Annotated in this window: 11 protein-coding genes and 1 pseudogene; 5 read left to right on the top strand and 7 right to left on the bottom strand. The window is 64.2% G+C overall.

The features are described 5' to 3' along the window. Positions 1-6 precede the first annotated feature (6 nt). The 7 genes and pseudogenes from QE394_RS09610 to QE394_RS09580 all read right to left on the bottom strand — a co-directional run bounded on the left by QE394_RS09610 (position 7) and on the right by QE394_RS09580 (position 9,646). The gene (locus QE394_RS09610; protein WP_056081573.1) at positions 7-1,689 is read right to left on the bottom strand and encodes an ATP-binding cassette domain-containing protein; all 1,683 of its coding nucleotides are present in this window, start codon (positions 1,687-1,689) and stop codon (positions 7-9) included. A gap of 90 nt (positions 1,690-1,779) precedes the next feature. Then, positions 1,780-3,768, bottom strand: coding sequence for a penicillin-binding transpeptidase domain-containing protein (locus tag QE394_RS09605; RefSeq protein ID WP_056080303.1), 1,989 nt, complete (start codon positions 3,766-3,768; stop codon positions 1,780-1,782). A gap of 92 nt (positions 3,769-3,860) precedes the next feature. Next, positions 3,861-5,309: an NAD(P)/FAD-dependent oxidoreductase gene (locus QE394_RS09600; RefSeq protein WP_349034383.1), complete on the bottom strand. Its 1,449-nt coding sequence runs from the start codon at positions 5,307-5,309 to the stop codon at positions 3,861-3,863. Further along, positions 5,302-6,763: pseudogene (locus QE394_RS09595) on the bottom strand (glycosyltransferase 87 family protein). The gene QE394_RS09600 and the pseudogene QE394_RS09595 overlap by 8 nt, the downstream one beginning before the upstream one ends. Positions 6,764-6,813: 50 nt before the next feature. Further along, a complete protein-coding gene (locus QE394_RS09590) occupies positions 6,814-6,960 on the bottom strand; it encodes a hypothetical protein (RefSeq protein WP_349034382.1) in 147 nt (48 codons plus the stop codon). 596 nt (positions 6,961-7,556) lie between these two features. Continuing rightward, a complete protein-coding gene (locus QE394_RS09585) occupies positions 7,557-8,141 on the bottom strand; it encodes a histidine phosphatase family protein (RefSeq protein WP_045731238.1) in 585 nt (194 codons plus the stop codon). Then, positions 8,138-9,646 carry a CCA tRNA nucleotidyltransferase gene (locus QE394_RS09580; RefSeq protein WP_349034381.1) on the bottom strand — a complete coding sequence of 503 codons (1,509 nt, stop codon included), beginning with the start codon at positions 9,644-9,646 and terminating at the stop codon, positions 8,138-8,140. The genes QE394_RS09585 and QE394_RS09580 overlap by 4 nt, the downstream gene beginning before the upstream one ends. Before the next feature lie 207 nt (positions 9,647-9,853). On the opposite strand from QE394_RS09580, the gene QE394_RS09575 reads away from it, so the two are divergent. The 5 genes from QE394_RS09575 to trxA all read left to right on the top strand — a co-directional run bounded on the left by QE394_RS09575 (position 9,854) and on the right by trxA (position 15,880). Further along, positions 9,854-10,354, top strand: a complete 501-nt coding sequence (locus QE394_RS09575; RefSeq protein ID WP_056080292.1) for an NUDIX hydrolase — start codon at positions 9,854-9,856, stop codon at positions 10,352-10,354. Positions 10,355-10,421: 67 nt separating this feature from the next. Continuing rightward, positions 10,422-12,569 (top strand): murein biosynthesis integral membrane protein MurJ, encoded by a 2,148-nt coding sequence (gene murJ, locus QE394_RS09570; protein WP_261618914.1) that lies wholly within the window; start codon positions 10,422-10,424, stop codon positions 12,567-12,569. A 163-nt stretch (positions 12,570-12,732) separates the two neighbouring features. Further along, positions 12,733-14,361 carry an ABC transporter substrate-binding protein gene (locus QE394_RS09565; protein WP_349034380.1) on the top strand — a complete coding sequence of 543 codons (1,629 nt, stop codon included), beginning with the start codon at positions 12,733-12,735 and terminating at the stop codon, positions 14,359-14,361. A gap of 198 nt (positions 14,362-14,559) precedes the next feature. Further along, positions 14,560-15,516 carry a thioredoxin-disulfide reductase gene (gene trxB / locus QE394_RS09560; protein ID WP_056080283.1) on the top strand — a complete coding sequence of 319 codons (957 nt, stop codon included), beginning with the start codon at positions 14,560-14,562 and terminating at the stop codon, positions 15,514-15,516. A 37-nt stretch (positions 15,517-15,553) separates the two neighbouring features. After that, positions 15,554-15,880, top strand: coding sequence for a thioredoxin (gene trxA, locus QE394_RS09555; RefSeq protein WP_015939073.1), 327 nt, complete (start codon positions 15,554-15,556; stop codon positions 15,878-15,880). Positions 15,881-19,364 lie beyond the last annotated feature (3,484 nt).

The following is a 19,364-nucleotide window of genomic DNA, read 5'->3' as shown; positions in this document are numbered from 1 at the left end:
AAGGGTTCAGCGTGCGCGTTCAACGCGCTTTTCATCCCATACCGGCTCCGCGGATTCGTAGACCTTGCCGTCGGAACCGAAGACAAGGAACCGGTCAAAGGTCCGCGCGAACCAGCGGTCGTGCGTTACGGCAAGGACGGTGCCTTCAAAGTGGTCGATGGCCCGTTCCAGTGCTTCGGCCGAGTGCAGGTCCAGGTTGTCCGTGGGCTCATCGAGCAGGAGCAGCGTGGCGCCGGACAGCTGCAGGAGCAGGATCTGGAACCGTGCCTGCTGTCCGCCGGAGAGCGATTCGTATTTCTGCTCCGACTGGCCGGCCAGGCCGTACCCGTCCAGGGCGCCCGCCGCCGCTTCACGGCCGAGGCCGGAACGGTGCTCGTCTCCCCGGTGCAGGATCTCCAGCAGCGTCTTGCCCAGGAGGTCTGGCCTGACGTGGGTCTGGGCGAAGAAGCCAGGCCTGATCCGCGCGCCCAGTTTCACGGTCCCTTCATGCGGGACCTCCGCGATCTCCACGTCGGATACGGGCACGTGTTCGCGTTCCGGGTCTGTGCCGCCCGTGGCGAGCAGCCGCAGGAAGTGGGATTTGCCGGAGCCGTTGGAGCCCAGGACTCCCACCCGGTCACCGAACCACACTTCCGTGGAGAAGGGCTTCATCAGCCCGGTCAGTTCCAGCCGCTCGGCCACAATGGCGCGCTTGGCCGTCCTGCCGCCCTTAAGCCTCATCTGCACGTTCTGCTCGACCGGCAGGGCCTCGGGCGGGCCTGCCTCAAGGAACTTGGCCAGCCGGGTCTGGGCTGCGTGGTACCTGTTGGCCATATCCGAGCGGAAGGCCGCCTTGTTCTTGTACATGTTGACGAGTTCCTTGAGCTTCGCGTGCTCCTCGTCCCAGCGCTTGCGCAGCTCCTCAAAGCGGGCGTTGCGGTCTGCCCGGGCTTCCACATAGGAGCCGAACCCACCGCCGTGGATCCACGCGCCTGCGCCGCTGATACCGGGTTCCAGTGTGACGATGCGCCCGGCGGCGTTGTTCAGCAGCTCCCGGTCGTGGCTGATGAAGAAGACGGTCTTCCGTGATTCATTGAGCTTGGCTTCAAGCCAGCGCTTTCCGGGCACGTCAAGGTAGTTGTCCGGTTCGTCGAGCAGCAGCAGGTCATCCGGGCCGGCAAACAGGGCCTCCAGGACCAGGCGCTTTTGTTCGCCGCCGGAAAGGCTCGACGCCGGGCGGTGCTGCGCGCGGTCGAACGGCAGGCCCAGGGCGGCCATGCACACCTCGTCCCACACAGTCTCAACGTCGTATCCGCCGGCGTCGCCCCAGTCCACGATGGCCTGGGCGTACCGCATCTGGGTGGGCTCGTCGTCGTTCTCCATCATGGCGAACTCCGCCTCGTCCACCTCACGGGCGGCCGCGGCCAGGGCCGGGGGAGCTGCGGAGACCAGCAGGTCACGGACGGTTGAGTCATCGCGGACCTGGCCCACGAACTGGCGCATGATGCCCATGGTCCCGGAGCGACCCACAACGCCCTCGTCGGGGACCAGATCGCCGGCGATGATCCGGAACAGTGTGGTTTTTCCCGTGCCGTTCGGCCCGATCAGGGCTGTCTTGGTGCCGTCCGGAACCTTGAACGTCACCCCGTTCAGCAGCTGGGTGCCGTCGGAGAGGAAGTAGTCGATGCCGGAAACGTCAATATGAGCCACGGGCTCCATCTTCCCACGCCCCCGTCCCGGAGTTTCTGTCCGGATGTGCAGGCCTGACCGCCCGGAGGGGCGCCTGTCCGGGCAATGGCCCTAGCCGGCGGCGGTGAGGAATGCCTTCAGCAGCGGGCCGGAGGTGGTGGCCCCGAGCCCGCCGTCCTCCACGAAGACTGCCACGGCGAGGTCGCCGTGGACGGCCACGATCCAGGCGTGGGTCTTGGGCGGGTTTTCGTTGCCGAATTCCGCGGTTCCGGTTTTGGCTCCCACCGGCTGGCCCGGAACGCTGGACAGGAACCCGGCGTGGCCGGATGTCACCACGGCGCGCATCATGTCAGCAAGGGAAGCTGCCTCGGCGGCGGTGATCGGTTTGTCCGACGCCGACGACGGGGCTTCGGCACTTGCCGTCGCGGAGGGTTGCGCGGACGGCGCAGCGGATCCGCTGGCCGTCCCGGCGGCGGCAGCACCGCCGTCGGGGTTAAGGACAAGCTGGGGCGACACCGGCGCACCCTTCGCCACCGCGCCGGCCATCATGGCGGCGGCCAGCGGGGAGAGCAGCACCTTGCCCTGGCCGATCATGGAGGCGGCGTGCTCAGTTCCTGCGGCGTCCGCGGGGACGGATCCCAGGAAGGCGTCGGCGCCCAGGGACGGCGCCTCGACGGCCAGTCCCATGGCCATCGCCGCTGCCTCAAGCTGGCCCTGGGACACGGAATCCCGGGCGGCGATGAACGCCGTGTTGCAGGAATGTGCGAAGGCATCCCGCAGGGTCACCGAGCCGAGCGAGCCTTCCGGGTAGCCCTCGGCATTCTTGAACGTGCGTCCGTCAACATTCAGCGTGGGGGTGCACTGCACCTTCGAGTCCGGCGTCAGTCCGTTACGGAACATGGCCAGCGAATCAACCATCTTGAACGTCGAACCGGGCGCGTACTGACCCAGCATGGCCGTGTTGTAGCCGTTGCTGCCGGGACCGGACGCGGCGGCGAGGACGGCGCCGCTGGATGGACGGAGCGCCACGATCGCCGAGGCCGGCTTCACGTCCTGGAGGGTGGTCTCGGCAAGGGTCTGCAGGCGCGGATCCAGTGTGGTCTTGAGCGGAGTGCCCGGCTGTGGGGCAATTTCGAAGAGCACCCGGCGTGGGTCCGTCGCAGCGGACTGGATCTGTTCGCGCGTCAGGTCCGCGCGCTGGGCACGGATCACCACGGCGTCAGTTCCCCTGAGTTGCTCGTCGTACTGCTGCTGCAGGCCGCCGACGCCGGTCGCATCTCCGGCGGTCAGCTTGCCTTCCGAGGCTTCGATCTGCTCGGCCGTTGCCTGGCCGACTGACCCGAGCACGGCGCGGGCGAAGGTCCTGTTGGGCGCGAGCGGCACCGAGTCCGGAATGGCGCGGGCACCGGGGATGGCAGCAATCTGTTCATTGGTGACGGTGCGGCCTTCTTCGCGCAGGGTGATGGCGGGTACGAACGCTTCCGCACCCGAGGCCTTCACCTGCTGGGTGTACCCCGCCGGGTCCACCCCCACGAGGGCCGCAAGTTTCGCTGCGGAGTCGGCCGGATCCGCGGCGCCCAGTTGCGGCTTGTCGATCCCCACGTTCACCACCGGCCGGTAGGTGACCAGCGGGGCGTCTCCTGCTCCCAGGATGTCGGCACGCTGGGGCGACCGGGTGCCTTTAGTGAGGATCTCCGAATCGTTGAGGTCCGGCACCAGGCTGGCCGGGTTCCAGACCGTCAGCCACTTGTCCCCGGATTTCCGGAAGGCAGCGGACGTGGTGTACTTCCAGTCGCTGTCGGCGATCTTCCAGCTGTAGGTCAGCGGCACGGAAGCATTCTCGCCGTCCAGGGTGATGTCCCCCGCCTCGACGGTGGGCTTGGCCGGGTCCAGGGCAGCGAAAACGTTCTTCAGCTGCTCGTTTGCTGCCGCAGCGTCTTTGCCGTCAAAGGCGACACCGCCAACATCCAGTCCGGAAACGGCTGATGCCAGCTGCCGGGCTGCGGCTTCCGCGCCGCCCCGTCCGTCGTCGCACGCCACCAGCGACGTTCCGAGAATGAGCGCAGCTACGGCAAGCGAAAGTTTTGTTGATTTCCCCATGGCGCCATTATCCACCGAGTTGGATGCGCTTTCCCCGCGCCACGGCGAGGCCGGACGGGCCGGACGGGCCGGACAACAGGAGCCTGCCGGTGCTATGAACCGCCCAGGCCGAGCGCCGGCAGCCCGAGGCCGAACATGTCCTTGAGGGCATACTTGGCGGCGTGCATCCCGGGCATCCCGGTAACTCCGGGTCCGGGAGGCGTGGCAGAGGAGCAGAGGTACACCCCGGGCAACGGGGTCCGCCACGGCACGGGTGACACTACCGGCCGCTGGATGAGTCCCCTGAGGTCCATGGTCCCCACGCTGAAATCCCCGCCGATGTAGTTCCGGTTGTAGCGGGCGAGTTCCGCCGCGGTGACGGTGTTGGATTCGACGATCAGGTCGCGGAATCCGGGAGCGAACCGTTCCAGTTGGGCTGTCACGGCCTCGGTCATGTCCTTGGTGGATCCGGCAGGGACGTGGCAGTACGTCCACAGCGTGTGCCGTCCTGCGGGGGCGCGGGTGGCGTCAAAGCGTGAGGGCTGCGCCACCAGGACATACGGGCGCTCCGGATGCCTGCCAGCGGTTACCTCGTTTTCCGAGCGCGCCAGTTCCTCGCGTGTCCCGCCCACGTGCACGGTTCCCGCGTCAGCCAGCCCGGCAGCCTCCCAGGGAACCGGACCGGACAGGATGAAGTCCACCTTGCAGGAGCCGTTCCCGTACCGGAAGGACTCCAGCGATGACCGGTAGCGATGCGGCAGTGCGTCGCCTGCCATACCAGCGAACCCGCGTGGGGACAGGTTGAGCAGGGATGCCCGCGCGGGGGGAAGGTCGGTGAGCCGGTCCACCGGGGTGTCCGTGTGGATGAGCCCGCCGTGGTCCCGGATGTCCTGTGCCAGCGCCGCCGCGATGGCCGCTGAACCGCCCACCGGAATGGGCCAGCCGCCCGAGTGTCCCAGGGCTCCCAGCATCAGGCCTGCGCCGGAGGCCGCCAGTGAGGGTTGGTGGGAGATGGCATGGGCGGCCACTCCGCTCAGGAGCGCCGGGGCCTTGTCTTCCCGGAACCTGAGGTTCCACAGGAGGGATCCCTGCTCTGCGGTCCGCGCTCCGAAAATCCCTGCTGCCACCGGATTCCTGGGGATCCGCAGCAGCTGGTTCTGGGTGAAATCCATAATGTCCGCGGTCCGGGCAACCAGCGGCGCCATGAGGTGCCGGTAGGCAGCTCCGTCTTTCCCCAGCTCGAACGCCGTCCTGTCCAGTGACCGGTATGCCAGGGCGGCCCGGCCGCCGTCCAGCGGTGAGGCGTAGGAGAGTTCAGGAGTGACCAGGTCCACCCGGCGTGCGAGCTCGAAGGCACGGAAGAAAGGGGAGGCGAGTGCCATCGGGTGCACCGCCGAACAGACATCGTGGAAGTGGCCCGGCTGCATGAGTTCGGTGGTGCGGGTACCGCCGCCGATTGACCCGGCCGCCTCGAAGACTTCCACGGACAGGCCGGCGCGCGCCATGATGGCCGCAGCCGCAAGTCCATTGGGTCCGGCGCCGACCACGTTGACATCAGGCATGGGTGGATTCCTTCCAGTGCAGCAGCGACCCGGACGTCCGCCGGAAGTCCAGGCGGAGCCGGTCGGGTGCGTTGCTGAAGGGGCCGCCGTGCGGATCATCAAGGTTGTGCCGGCGGATGGGGTCGTAGCGGGGGTCGTAGATGTCCCAGGTAACCCGCGCCATCAGGTAGGCCACCGCGAGCATGTGCGCTGCCACCGCCAGGACGTAGTAGGGCATGTCCAGGTTGTGCTGGGAGGAGCCCGCGCTGGTCACCTGTCCAAGGTACATCCACACCGCGGCCCAGTGCAGGCCCTCGATTCCCTGCCACACCAGGAAATCCCGCCACTTCGGACGGGCCAAGGCGAGCAGCGGAATGAGCCAGAGCACGAACTGGGGTGAATAGGCCTTCCCCGTCAGGACGAAAGCGGCCACCAGCAGGAACACCAGCTGCGCCAGGCGCGGCCGGCGCGGAGCAGACAGGGCAACAACGGCAACCAGGAAGCACGCCAGGGCGAAGAACCCGATGGAAAGCAGGTCAATTGCCTCCGCGCTGATGACTGGCCGTTGCAGCTTGGCCGCCACAAGGTTGTAAGCGAACCACGGCGACCCATATCCGGCGTCCCGGCTGGCGTTGAACTCGAAGTAATAGGCCCAGCCGCCGGGATTCGCGGCTGCGAACGGCAGGTTGACCGCTGCCCAGCTGACCGCCGCGGCGGATGCGGTGGCAAGGAGCGGCCGGAATTTTCCGGTCCGCACCGCCAACAGCAGGACGGCAACAGGGAACAGGAGGGCATAGGCGTTGGCTGCCACCGCCAGTCCGGTCAGGATTCCGGCGGCGACGGGACGCTGGGCGGCAAAAAAGTACATGCCCACGGCCAGCAGGCAGACAGCCCAGAGGTCCCAGTTGATGGTGCCCGCCAGGACCAGGCCGGGCGCCACGGCCACCATGGCCGCGTCCCATGGACGGCGCGCAGAAATCCGGGCTGTAGCAAGAACGGCAATCATTGCCGCCACGGCGAGCAGGACGGCATTGATATCAAAGAAAGCCAGCACCCGCGCCTCGGAAATACCTTGGCCCGGAACCAGCAGTGAGGTCACCCCGGCAACAAGGCCCACCGCCACGGGGTACTCGAAGGGGCTGCTGACGATGGGGAAGGAGCCCTCGGCAAGGCCCCGGTTGCGGAACAGCTCGGGAAGGTCGGAATAGCAGGTGGCATAAAACTGAGTGGGGGATTCCCATCCGTACGCCCGGCAATACCCCTTAACAAGGACTCCGAGGAGGGCAGCAGCGAGGGTCAGCAGGATCAGCACACGGTCCACGGTGAACGGGCCCGGGGGACACCACTCCCGGCTCCGATCTGCGCCCCAGCGGTCCGCCGACCAGCTCGGTGAAGTTCCGGAGCAGCACGTCGCTGCGGCTGGGAACAACCAGTCTGGACCGTCCACGGTGCCCCCGGGGCTCGGCGTCCTGCATGTTCCCGAGCTTACAGCCCGCCCCCTGGCACGAAGTCACGGGGGCGGGTATCAGCGCATGCCTCCCATTTGCTGGTGCATCACGGCGAAGGCGTCGTCGCGGTGCTGTTCCAGCAGCCGGCTGTTGAACCCGGCCTGGGCTGGCCGCCTGCGGACTCGAGTCAGGAGCCTGCGGATTATTCGGATCAAGGTACTCACCCCCTTTGAAAGGTGTGAAGAAGATTTTGGGCACGGCAAATAAAGCCGTTGCCGAAAAGGGATTTGGGCATAAAGAATCATCGGAAAATGGCGCACTAAAATTCGATGATGGCAGGCGAACAATTAATTGCGTGCCTGAATAAACGGGAATACCGTCAGCAGGAGGCGGCCCGGACGTGGGTGCGGGAGGTATGGGCACCGGTGCAAGGGAGGCCAAGGCAAACCCTGCCGGCCGACAATGGCGGCATGCTCTGGGCGGCACTCAGCGAAATTGCACTCAAGCGTCCGGCAGTCCCGGCATCAGAAATTCCGCCGCCTGTGCGGCGGAATCACGGGCTAGTGGCCGGTGCGGCCCTGCGGAAAGTGAGCCTCGTGCGCGGAGGCCGGGGCAGCATTGACGGCCACATTCCATTCGCCAGTCAAAGTCATCATTCTCCCAACCTCCTTTTCTTTCATTCGCGGCATCGTGTGGATGCTGCAGCACGGGCAATGCCCCGGCGGAAAAGTCCTGGGGCTAGGAATAAAGGTACACCACGAATTACGCGGTGACCATCCTTTGAGCGTGAAAGAAGAGAAATTCCTTAAGGAACTGTTATTTAGAGTCCCCAGCGGACAATGGCGGGCGTTTTCTTATCCCACCCGAGCGTGCACACTTTTGCTGTACCGAGGACGAAATGCCGGCCCTCAACGGGAGGCAATTCCAGCCAGCGTGCGGTCAGGATGCGGGAAAAATGCCCGTGGGCAACCACCAGCACGTTGTCCATCCCAGATTCGAGGACGCGGCCGATGATCTTGTCCGCCCTGGCCGCCACCTCGTCCAGGCTCTCGCCATTGGGCACCCCGTTGGTCCAGATCAGGTAGTCCGGGTTGTCCTTGCGGATGAGGTCGGAGCTGATGCCCTCGTAGTCGCCATAATTCCATTCGACGGCGAGGGGTTCGTGCTGCGCATCGGGGAAACCTGCCAGCTCAGCCGTCCGGCGCGCACGGCGCAAAGGGGACGTGAGGACCAGGTCGAAGTCCACGCCGTCCAGTACCTTCCGGGCTTCAACGGCCTGCTGTTCACCTTCAACGGTGAGCGGCAGGTCCGTGAGCCCGGTGTACTGGCCGCTCTTGGACCACTCCGTCTCCCCGTGGCGGAGGATCCAAAGCTGGGGGCGCGGGGCGAGGGCGGGATTGGTCACTTGGACTCCTCAACATGGGAAGGTTCGACGCCGGCGGGGGACTCTCCGTCCGCCGGTTCGGCAGGTACTGCTTCAGGCTGTTCGGCCCACCAGCGGAGGAGCCTGGCCTCCGCGTCGTCGGCGGGCAGGGGGCCATGCTCCATCCGCTCGTTGAGGAGGAATTTGTAGGCCCTTCCCACCACAGGTCCGGGCTTGAGGCCCAGCAGGGACATGATCTGCGCCCCGTCCAGGTCCGGGCGGACCGCCTCCAGGGACTCCTGTTGACGCAGCGCAGCGATCCGTTCCTCGAGATCGTCGTAGGCGAAGGACAGCCTGTCTGCCTTGCGCTGGTTACGGGTGGTGACGTCGGACCGGGTGAGGCGGTGCAGCCGCTCCAGCTGGGGCCCGGCATCGGTGACGTAGCGGCGGACGGCGGAATCGCTCCACCCGGCGTCCCCATAGCCATAGAAGCGCATGTGCAGCTCCACCAGGCGCGCCACGGACTTGATGGTGTCGTTGTCGAAGCGCAACGTCTTCATCCGCTTCGTGGTGAGTTTGGCGCCCACCATGTCGTGGTGCCGGAAGCTCACCGCGCCGCCCTGTTCGAAGCGGCGCGTAGCCGGCTTGCCGACGTCGTGCATCAGTGCCGCGAACCGCAGGACGAAGTCGGGGCCGGGCACGGGTCCCTCCGCGTCCGTTTCAAGGGCCGCCGCCTGTTCCAGGACCTGCAGCGAATGCTGGTACACGTCCTTGTGCCGGTGGTGCTCGTCGGACTCGAGCCGGAGCGCGGACACCTCGGGCAGCACAAACTCGGCCAGGCCCGTGTCCACCAGCAGGTCCACACCCACGCGGGGGCGGGCGCCGCAAATCAGCTTGACCAGTTCATCGCGGATCCGCTCGGCCGAGATGATGGTGATCCGTTCAGCCATGCCGGTCATGGCCTTGCGGACGTCGTCGTGGACGGAAACACCCAGCTGGGATGCAAACCGGGCGGCCCGCATCATCCGCAGCGGATCGTCGGAGAAGGACGCCTCCGGAGACCCCGGTGTCGCCAGTACCGAGGCGTGGAGGTCGCGGACCCCGCCGAAGGGGTCCACCAGTTCCATGGTGGGCAGTTTCAGGGCCATGGCGTTGATGGTGAAGTCGCGGCGCAGAAGGTCGTCAGTCAGCGATGAGCCAAAAGCCACCACGGGCTTCCGGGAGTCCGGATAGTAGGCTTCGGCCCGGTAGGTGGTGATCTCAATCTGGAATCCGGCCTTGCGCATGCCGATGGTTCCGAAGGCGCGGCCGATTTCCCAGAAGTTGTCCGCCCACTTCTTGATAAGGGCAACCGTCTGGTCCGGGGTGGCGTCGGTGGTGAAGTCCAGGTCCGGCGAGGTCCGGCCCAGGAAGAGGTCACGCACGGGACCGCCCACCAGCGACAGTTCGTGGCCGGCGTCGACGAAGCGCTGGCCAAGCTCCAGGACCACCGGGTCCACCTGGAAATCGACGGTGTGGGAATCAGTCTTGTGATGTGCGTGCGCCATAGTTACTTAAGCTTGGCAGAAACCCGGGGCACGGCAGGCCAAAAAGTCCGTCAAGATCCGTGGGATTCGCGGGCCGCCAAGAAACTGCGTCATATGCCGTCCATGTTTGCGTCATGTTCCGGTCATCACGAACGGGCAACAGTCGTTAGAGTGGACTCCATGGCCCATCCAGTACCGAGCGCTCCAGGCAGGAGGACAAACGCACCATTGCCATCGGCAATCGGTGCGCACGTTGCCCCTGCCCAGCACTCGGCGCCGGCGTCGCTGCCAACGGTGGAGGAAATTTCCGCCGGCGGCGTGGTGGTTGACACGTCCGACGCCGAGCTTCGGGTAGCGATTATCGCCCGCCTTAACCGTGGGGGACGCCTGGAGTGGTGCCTGCCCAAGGGACACCCGGAGGGCAAAGAGAACAACGAAGAGGCAGCGGTCCGCGAAATCGCCGAGGAAACCGGCATCGAAGGCAGCATCCTGGCCCCCCTGGGCAGCATCGACTACTGGTTTACCGTCAGCGGCCACCGGGTCCACAAGACAGTGCACCACTACCTGCTGCGTGCCACGGGCGGTGAACTGACCATCGAGAACGATCCCGACCAAGAGGCCGTGGATGTTGCCTGGGTCCCCATCCAGGAGCTGGCCAGGAAGCTTTCCTTCCCCAATGAGCGGCGCATCGCCGACCTCGCACGCGAGGTCCTGCCCGGCCACCTCTGACGCCGGGCCGGCTCAGCCCGCAGCGGCGTTGCGGTGTTAAGCGCCTCCGGGTGAGACGATGAATTCGATGTCAGCTACCAACTTTCCTTCCGACAAAGCGGGCCGGACCGGCGATGCCGCGCCGGAGGGCCTCCCCGAAGAACCTGCGGCTCCGGCCACCGCGCCAGCGTCTTCAGGAGCCAGCGAAACCCGCTCCAGCGCCATCATGGCCGCCGGCACCCTGGTGTCCCGGTTCCTGGGCTTCGGCAAGACCTGGATGCTCGGAACGGCCCTCGGCCTCGGCTCCACGGTCAACGACACGTTCATCAACGCCAACAACCTGCCCAACCTGATCTTCCTGCTGGTGGCCGGCGGTGTCTTCAACGCCGTCCTGGTGCCACAGATCATCAAGGCCAGCAAGGCTCCGGACAGGGGAGCGGACTACATCAGCCGCCTCCTGACCCTTGCAGTCCTGCTGTTGCTGGGCCTGACGGCACTGGTGACGCTGGCTGCGCCGCTGGTCATCGACGTCACCACGCAGGGATACAGTCCGCAGCAGAAGGCCCTGGCTGTCACCTTCGCGTTCTGGTGCCTGCCACAGATCTTCTTCTACGGCCTGTATGCCCTCCTCACCCAGGTCCTCAATGCCAACGGAGCTTTTGGGCCGGCCATGTGGGCACCCATCCTGAACAACCTGGTGGCTATTACCGGTCTGGGGATGTTCATCTGGATTTTTGGCACCAATGAGTTGAGCCCGCACACCCTGGACAACTGGGGGTCCACCCAGACGTTGTTCGTGGCAGGGTTCTCCACCATTGGGGTGCTGGCCCAGACGGCCATCCTGATGATCCCGGTCTTCCGGCTCAAGCTTGGCCTCCGCCCCCGGTTCGGCTGGCGGGGCGTGGGACTGGGCCAGGCAGCCAAGCTGAGCGTGTGGACCCTGCTGACGGCCGCCGTCGGGCAGCTCGCCTTCCTTTATGTCATGCGCATCGCCACCATTCCGGGCGCCGAACGCATCCGGCTGAAAGAGGCCGGCGATCCCGCCGCGGAAATGCTGCCCGGCAACGCCGTACTGGAGGTGGCAAGCCAGCTGTACCTGCTCCCGCACTCGATCATCGCCTTGTCCCTGGCCACGGTGCTGTTCAACCGGATGACCCGGGCTTCGCAGGATGGCAACCGGGCCGAGCTGCGCGATGCCCTTTCGCACGGCCTGCGGACCATGGCCGTGGCCACCGTCTTCGGCGCCCTGGCCCTCTTTGCCCTGGCCGGCCCGCTGGGCATGTTCTTCTCGGGCGGCGACCGCCAGGACGGCGTGATGCTGGCCCAGACGCTCACCATCCTGGCTTTGAGCACACCTTTCATGAGTGCCAACTTCATGATGTCCCGGGTGTTCTACGCCAACGAGGATGCGCGCACGCCGTTCCACGTCCAGCTGCTGTTGGCCGTGGTGTACGTGGTGGGCGCCTTTGCCATCCAGTTCATGCCGGTGGGCCAGATCATCTACGCGATCGCCGTCCTGTACATGGTGGGCAATATCCTCTCCGTAGTGATCAGCGCGTTCTTCCTGCGGCGCCTCCTCGGCAACCTGGACGGTCCGCGGATTGCCAATGCCTACATCCGCATGGGCTACGCCGCCCTGGGCGCGGCGATCGCGGGCGCCGGTGCCCTGTGGCTGATGGGCAGCTACAGCCCGGACGGTTTCGCCTGGAGCGGCCGTCTCCAGGCACTTGTGACGCTTGCGGTCGTGGGGCCCGTGATGCTTGCTGTGTACTTCCTGCTCCTGAGGCTGTTCCGCGTCTCCGAACTGACGGACATGCTCCGGCCCCTGCTCGGACGGCTTGGACGTGGCGGCCAGGTAGCGCCCGCAGCGGCTGGCGGGGTCCCGCCGTCGTCCGCTCCCGAGGGCACCCCCTCAGTGGAAGCCGGGCCGGCAGCGGAGCGTCCCGCCCGTGCAACCACCTCGGTGGATACGGGCCTCATTCCCCGGATTTCGGGTGAGTTTGATGCCGTGTCGTTCAGGGCAGGTCCGGAGCCTGAGCGGGAAACCTCCAGCGCGCATTACGACGACGACGCCTCGGGACCGGACGACGGCGGCTACCTGCCGGGAGAGGACCAGTCCAGCACCGCGCGCGGCGGATTGCTCCGGGATCAGATTCCGCTGCCGGGCCGGCGCACTTTCCAGGGCAAGGCAGGCCAGAACCCCTATTTCAGTCACCGGCGCCCCCGGAAAAAGTGACGTTGACGCCGTTTCGGCCCTTCGTTCTCCGCAGCCGCCCACCCTCAATCGGCTAGGATCGGAGAGGTACAGGGGGAAGTTGTATCCGGGAGACCGCCATCCTGCCGTCCGCGGACGGCTGGGTCATCCATGCCGGAAATCCCGGAAAATCTAGGAGGAACACGTGTCCAACCCGATCGATGTCGGATCAGTACTGGGCGGCCGCTACAAGGTCACAGCCACGGTATTGACCTCGCATGACCACGATCTGGTGCTGGATGGTGTGGACCAGGTCCTCAACCGCCCGGTCAGCATCCTGGTTGCCGGCCCCCAGAACACTGAACAGGTGGCCCAGAGCGCACGCGAAGTAGCCACGGGCGAACGTCCCGGCTCTGTGCAGGTGCTGGATCTTGGCGTCACCGAGGCCGCGACGTACCTCATCACCAACCACACGTCCGCAGCAGACCTGCTGGACCTCGTGGTGGCTTCCAACCCGCCCTACGTGGAGCCGTTCTTCACCGACACGCTGGGCAGCGAAATCTTCGGCCAGGCCCGCTCGTACGAGCCGGAACCGTATGACGACGAAGAAAACGTCGAGGCCGGCTACATCAATTACTCCGACACACACCCCAGCCAGGTGGATCCCTACCGCGATGCTCCTGCTGTGCCGCCCAAGCCTCCGGTGCGCCCCGCGGCACCGGGTGCTGCACCTGCCGCCGCCCGCAACAGCGGTTCCGGTGCTGCCGCTGCCGCCGGTGCTGGCGTTGCTGCGGGTGCGGCTGGCGCGGCCGTGGGTGCAGGCGCTGCTGGCCGTGCTCCGGCTTCCGCGCCGGCCGACCCCGAAGCCACTGCCGCTCATCCCGTTCAGCCCTCTGCAGGCCGATCCGCCCCCGAAACCACTGATAGCGGGCATGCCGGGGCCTCCGACTCCGGGCGCCCGAAGGTTTCCCTGTGGTCCGACGACGACTACGCCCAGGCGGACACCCAGGACGACTACGACTACCAGTACGAAGAAGAGCCGGTTGAGGAACGCGCACCGGCCAACAAGAAGGGCGCACTCTTCGCCAGGGCAGCAGCACCTGCCGCCGCTGGCGCGACCTTCGCCGGTCGCGGCGACGATGACGATAACCGCGATGACTACGACGACGACCAGGACGACGCAGGGCGTGAGCCGCGGTCCATGCGGTGGCTTGTTGGGGGACTCTTGGCAGTTGTCCTCATCGCCGGACTGATTTTTGCAGTGACAAACCTGGGCAGCCTCTTCACGCAGCCGCAGGCCGGAAGCCCCGCACCCGCTGCTACGACTGGAGCTCCCGAGGCTTCGGCAGCTCCCACGCAGGCGCCCACGTCCGCCCCACCGGCAGTTCCGCCGGCGATTGAAAGCGTGACCCGCCAGGGTAACTTCGACTTTGCTGCCACTTTCGACGGTGACCTGGTCAAGGCCTATGACGGCAACGCAGCCAGCTACTGGTCGGATATGGAATTCGCCACCGAGAACTGGGGCGGCCTCGCTCCCGATGGCGTGACCCTTGCCGTCAAACTGAAGAGTGCGGCCACCGTTTCCTCCATTACGCTCTCGCAGCTTGGGGGATCGGGCGGAAGCATGACTGTCTACACCAACGACCGGCCATCCCTTGACGGTGCAAAGTCAGTGGGAACCAACAGCTTCACCTCCGGTGACCTGAACCTGCCGCTTGCTGAACCCGTCAAGGCCCAGTACGTCATCGTCGCAATCAATGCGCTTCCCAAGCTCGCAGCACCGAAGACCAGGTACGGCTACGGTCTCCGCCTCGCCGAAATCAAGGTTCAGTAGGCGGTCTCGGTAACCTCTGCGTGCCAGCCCGCGCACGCCCTGTAATCTGGAAAGAGTGTCCTGCCGAGATAGCTCCATTCCTTCTGTCTGCGATCTTCTCTGCCCGGACGCCGGAATATTCAGCATCCAGTAGCAGTTGTGCCATGTGGCCGGCCTCCACACGGAGGCGCGTCGAACAAGGAAGAGGTTCACCGTTCAGTGACCATCGCAGAAACCACCGCGTCCGAAGTACGTGATGTCATCATTGTCGGCTCGGGCCCGGCGGGGTACACGGCAGCCGTCTACACTGCCCGAGCCAACCTCAAACCCTTGCTGTTCGCAGGCTCAGTAACCGCCGGCGGCGAGCTCATGAACACCACAGACGTGGAAAATTACCCGGGGTTCCCCGAGGGCATCATGGGCCCTGACCTGATGGAAAACTTCGAGAAGCAGGCCACCCGCTTCGGAACCGAGATCCAGTTTGAGGACGTCACCGCCCTCGATCTCGAGAGTGCCGTCAAGACCGTCACCATCGCAACGGGAGAGACGTTCAAGGCACGGTCCATCATTCTGTCCACTGGTTCTGCCTACCGGGAACTCGGCCTGCCCAATGAGAAGCGGCTGTCAGGCCACGGTGTTAGCTGGTGTGCAACCTGTGACGGTTTCTTTTTCAAGGATCAGGACATTGCCGTCATCGGCGGTGGTGACTCTGCCATGGAAGAAGCTCTTTTCCTCACCAAATTCGCCAAGTCCGTAACCGTGGTGCACCGCCGCGATTCCCTGAAGGCATCGAAGATCATGGCGGACCGCGCCCTGGCCCACGACAAGATCAATTTCATCTGGAACAGCACTGTTGAAGACGTCATCGGCGAGTCGAAAGTCACTTCCCTGAAGTTGAAGAACCTCGTGGACGGCAGCGTCACCGACCTCGCTGTCACGGGTGTCTTCGTTGCCATTGGTAATGACCCCCGCACCGACCTGGTGAAGGACGTCCTGGATCTCACCCCGGAAGGCACCATCGCCGTCCAGGGGAGGAGCTCCAAGACCAGCATCCCTGGCGTCTTCGCAGCCGGCGATGTCGTGGACCCCACCTACCGGCAGGCGATCACCGCTTCAGGTTCGGGCTGTGTGGCCGCGATTGACGTTGAACACTACCTGGCGGAACTTCCCGCCTAATCACCGACGAAATACATACCGAGAAGAAAGAGTGGCTATGAGCAACGCTAAAGACGTAACTGACGCAAGTTTCGGCACCGACGTACTGTCTTCGGAGAAGCCGGTTATCGTGGACTTCTGGGCAGAGTGGTGCGGTCCCTGCCGCAAGCTGGGTCCCATCCTCGATGAGATCTCCGTGGAGTACGGCGAGAAGGTTGACGTCGTCAAGGTGAACGTGGATGACAACCCCGCCATCGCTGCCGAGTACGGCATCACCTCCATCCCCGCCGTTTACCTGTTCCAGGGCGGCGAAGTCAAGAACACGGTCATAGGCGCAAAGCCGAAGCAGTTCTTCGAGAAGGAATTTGCTGACGTTCTTTCCTAGGCCGTTTCCTCCCTGCTAATGGGAGTTGATATCTAATTGAGTGGCCATCGCCTTTTGGCGGTGGCCACTCTCTTTTGCCCAATCATCCCATTTCGGCTTCAGCGTAAGCGGCAATAGTGCTTCACTACATCACGCAGTTGTCTTCATAGATAGAGCGCTACCGGCAACCTAAGGAACCGCGTCCGATGGATGGCGTTTCACGTGAAACATCGCCGTGACTGATTCAGGTTCGACAGTGCGGCTCCCCGGGTCGCGAGGTGGTGCACGGATACCAAACAGCGAAATTCTCGACTTCTAGAGCGACGGCCCTGCTGGAACAGCAAAGTAGGTTCGATAATAACCCCAGATTAGTTGGCTGTTGCTTCCTATGCAACGGACGGCGTACCTGGTTCATCATCGCGACCGGGGGGTACCTCAAATTGCTGCGGACACAAGTGTCAGGAATCTGCCCAAACTCCGAACAGCTGCACGATTAACCCCGCAGGTTCTTGGCAAGTGGCGGTGTCGAGTTTCACGTGAAACATTTGCACAACCCTTGAAGAGCTTGGACCATAGTCTTCCCCGCCCCTGAAATGGGAGCGGATTTCCCCTCTGGGTTCTTGGCAATGACACATCCATTGCTCACCAGCCGAACTCTGCCCATCGAGACAACCTTCGCAACAACGACATGGATCGTCCTTTCCCAGCCAGCTGTCCAGATCCCATGCAATTGGGATCCCGCAATGAACACCAACGCGAACGACACTTGCGGTGGGCCGTCTCATGCCACTGAATAGTCCCGGTCCCGAGCTGAGGCTCAAAACGACAACCCTTCGCGTGCACACGAGATCTGTCGCATGGCCCCTGTATGAGCTGACGCGAAGAGGCGCCGCTTGCCGGATACGTTGCCGCCTGGCGGTCGCTCTGCTGGCAGAACGAGCGGAGCTGGCTACGGCGCCGTTGTCAGATGGTGTACGTCTCGAGGCATCCGCTGATGTAACGGCTGGCATCAAAGCCGATCAATGATCACCTCCAGGGTCGGCCATTTATCCGATTACAGTTGGCACTAATGCGGAGACAACTATTTCGCCACCATCCGTGAGGCAGGAGTGGGCGGCACCCGTCGATGCCTGCTAACGCAAGACCGTTGACACTCAGCCCACATTCTCAGTGTTGAAGCGTACCCGCAGTTGAAGACAACCAGAGCTAGCACCAGTCACGGTGCTGCCGTCAGTCGTTGTCATATTTCCCAGAGTTGGTCTCTCCCGCCTACGTTAGCCGTACCATCGAGTGCGTTTCGCATTGGACATGAAGCTCGCTACATCAGCACAAGGATGCGGTGCGGCGTTCCTGAGACGCGACCGTTTCACGTGAAACGCCGGCACGAATGTTGTGGCCGTACCTTCCACCCACTGCGACCTTTTACTGCGCATGGATGTGATGAGTCAGTACACCCCGGTAAAGGGATTCCTGGTAGTTGCTCAGAATACTAGCTTCGCAAGTGCAAAAGAGGTGAAGCGGTTCGAGCCACAAGGCCGTCAGCCGCTACGACAGTCGTGTGGGGCACGTGGATAAGGTCGTCAGATGTTTCACGTGAAACGGAAGCACCACCCGCATCGCCCCTACGATCCCAGTTCCATATTCCTGCGACCCGCTCGTTTCACGTGAACATGGCTCCGCCGCCGGCCAAGCCCGGACAGGACGAACGCTAACAGACGAGAGCATTCACACTTGGCACCAGAATCGTCTCAAGCCCACCCGACAAAAACGTGCTGAGCCTTCTCGCTTGGAGGGGGAATGAATGCATCAACGGCACCGTGGGCGAAGGGCTGACAGAGTTCACAGAGGACCGCAACGCGGGGCGATGAGGTAGGTTAGGACTGCCGATCTCCTAGTTCTTCGAATGGAGGCTCCAGCAGACTGCCTACCAGCCAGAAAGACACCAGTAGCGGTGGTACAGGGCTCTACCTCCATGCGGGGGAGAGCAAACTGACAGCACTTGGGCGAGGCCCTTTACAGCCACTCTGCCGCACGAGAGTCCAAAACCCCGGGGATCCCGGCTTCCCAGCATCCCGCCACGAAGCAGTCACTGGAACACGGAGATACGAGACTGCAATCGCCGTACTGTACAAGCTTGCGAACACTACGAACGATCCTGTCTGCCGCCTCAGTGGACTTCCCACACCCTTCAGCCGACACACTGCCGCATAAGGAATGCCATCGAAGATGTACCCAGTAGAGGGCGATGCCGTCTAGGAAAACAGGCCATGCTGCGACTCCTTCGACATCATTTAGCCTGATCCGGGGCAGCCCTCCAGGTGCCGGGTGGGACTCCATGCTCTACGGGTGTTCGCCGCGGCTCCGCAGATTTACGCTTCCTCAGTGAACAGCAGTTCGCCAGATCAGACGTCGTCGCCTCTACCCGGAGGGGCGGCCCACGGACACGGGCGTGAATGCCGTAGGCCATCGCACACGCAGGTCCTCGACACACCTCATTGAGCTGGGAAGCGAGCACAGCGGCACACCGGGCGAACCATAGAAGACCCGAACGACTGGTAGGAGACTGATACTGGGTCAGCCGACGAGGACCCCCGCCAGGGACTGTGGCCGGCACCATGACGACTGGGCGTAACCCGCCGCCCCGACTCCAGCGAGCGGACGCCAGCGCAGCAAGGCGGGAAAGCGTGGCCGGGTGTGTGTTCTTTCCCACAACTTTATCCACAGCCACCGCCCTCACTATCCACAGAGTTTTCCACAGGAAGGTCCGGGCGTAGCAGGGCTTCCCTGGTGTCCTGAAATGCCGACCGCCGTATCAGTGGAAACGGCGCAGTTCACCGGAGATTCTGACTGCGCCCGGGCCGCCGCTCTACGAAGGCCAATCCAGCCCTAGAGTCCGGTGAATCAGCCAGATTCACGCTATTTCCTTAGCCCAGCCGTGGTCTCCTGCCGCACTTCGGACGCTGCCTGAAGTCCGTACTCAGTTTCACGTGAAACAGTCTGCTAGTGGGCGCCGGATACCCGTGAGAAGCGTTCCGGTCCTTCTCGACATGTGCGCGTACGAGACGCCGCAGGCTGGTCTTGCCCACAGGACTATCCACATTGTTATCCACAGGTTTATCCACTCCTGCCTACCGCGCGATAGGGAGTTAGTAGATTTGCCCTGCTGCAGCATTCGGCCACAACAGACCCCTGGCATCCGACGAATCACTGCCGGAGGACGAGGCACGACGTGCCCAATCGCCGGCGCCTGCTGCCAGGTTCGCCTGAATGGAATGCCCACAGTCCCGGCATTGATCGCGATCATGCCCTAGTTCTTCAATGAAACCCTAGGACCCTGGAACGCCCCTTGGAAGGTCCACGCACTCGTGAGATGCGCGACCAGGAGCGTAGCGTCAACATCCCGGAGCCAGCGGCTCGTGGAACGCGCTGGGCTGCAGGGGGAGTGGAAGGCCCAACACAGCCGTGGTGAAAGTGACAATGGGCCGACCACCAGGAGAGCACCTCG

The sequence above is a fragment of the Pseudarthrobacter sp. SORGH_AS 212 genome, from assembly GCF_030818145.1.
Taxonomy (GTDB): Bacteria; Actinomycetota; Actinomycetes; order Actinomycetales; family Micrococcaceae; genus Arthrobacter.
This window is presented reverse-complemented; position numbering and strand designations above follow the sequence as displayed.

Coding starts and splice junctions, on each gene's coding strand:
- trxA (WP_015939073.1), top strand. CDS start 15,554: ATGAGCAACGCTAAAGACGTAACTGACGCAAGTTTCGGCACCGACGTA.
- QE394_RS09580 (WP_349034381.1), bottom strand. CDS start 9,646: ATGGCGCACGCACATCACAAGACTGATTCCCACACCGTCGATTTCCAG.
- QE394_RS09600 (WP_349034383.1), bottom strand. CDS start 5,309: ATGCCTGATGTCAACGTGGTCGGCGCCGGACCCAATGGACTTGCGGCT.
- QE394_RS09605 (WP_056080303.1), bottom strand. CDS start 3,768: ATGGGGAAATCAACAAAACTTTCGCTTGCCGTAGCTGCGCTCATTCTC.
- murJ (WP_261618914.1), top strand. CDS start 10,422: ATGTCAGCTACCAACTTTCCTTCCGACAAAGCGGGCCGGACCGGCGAT.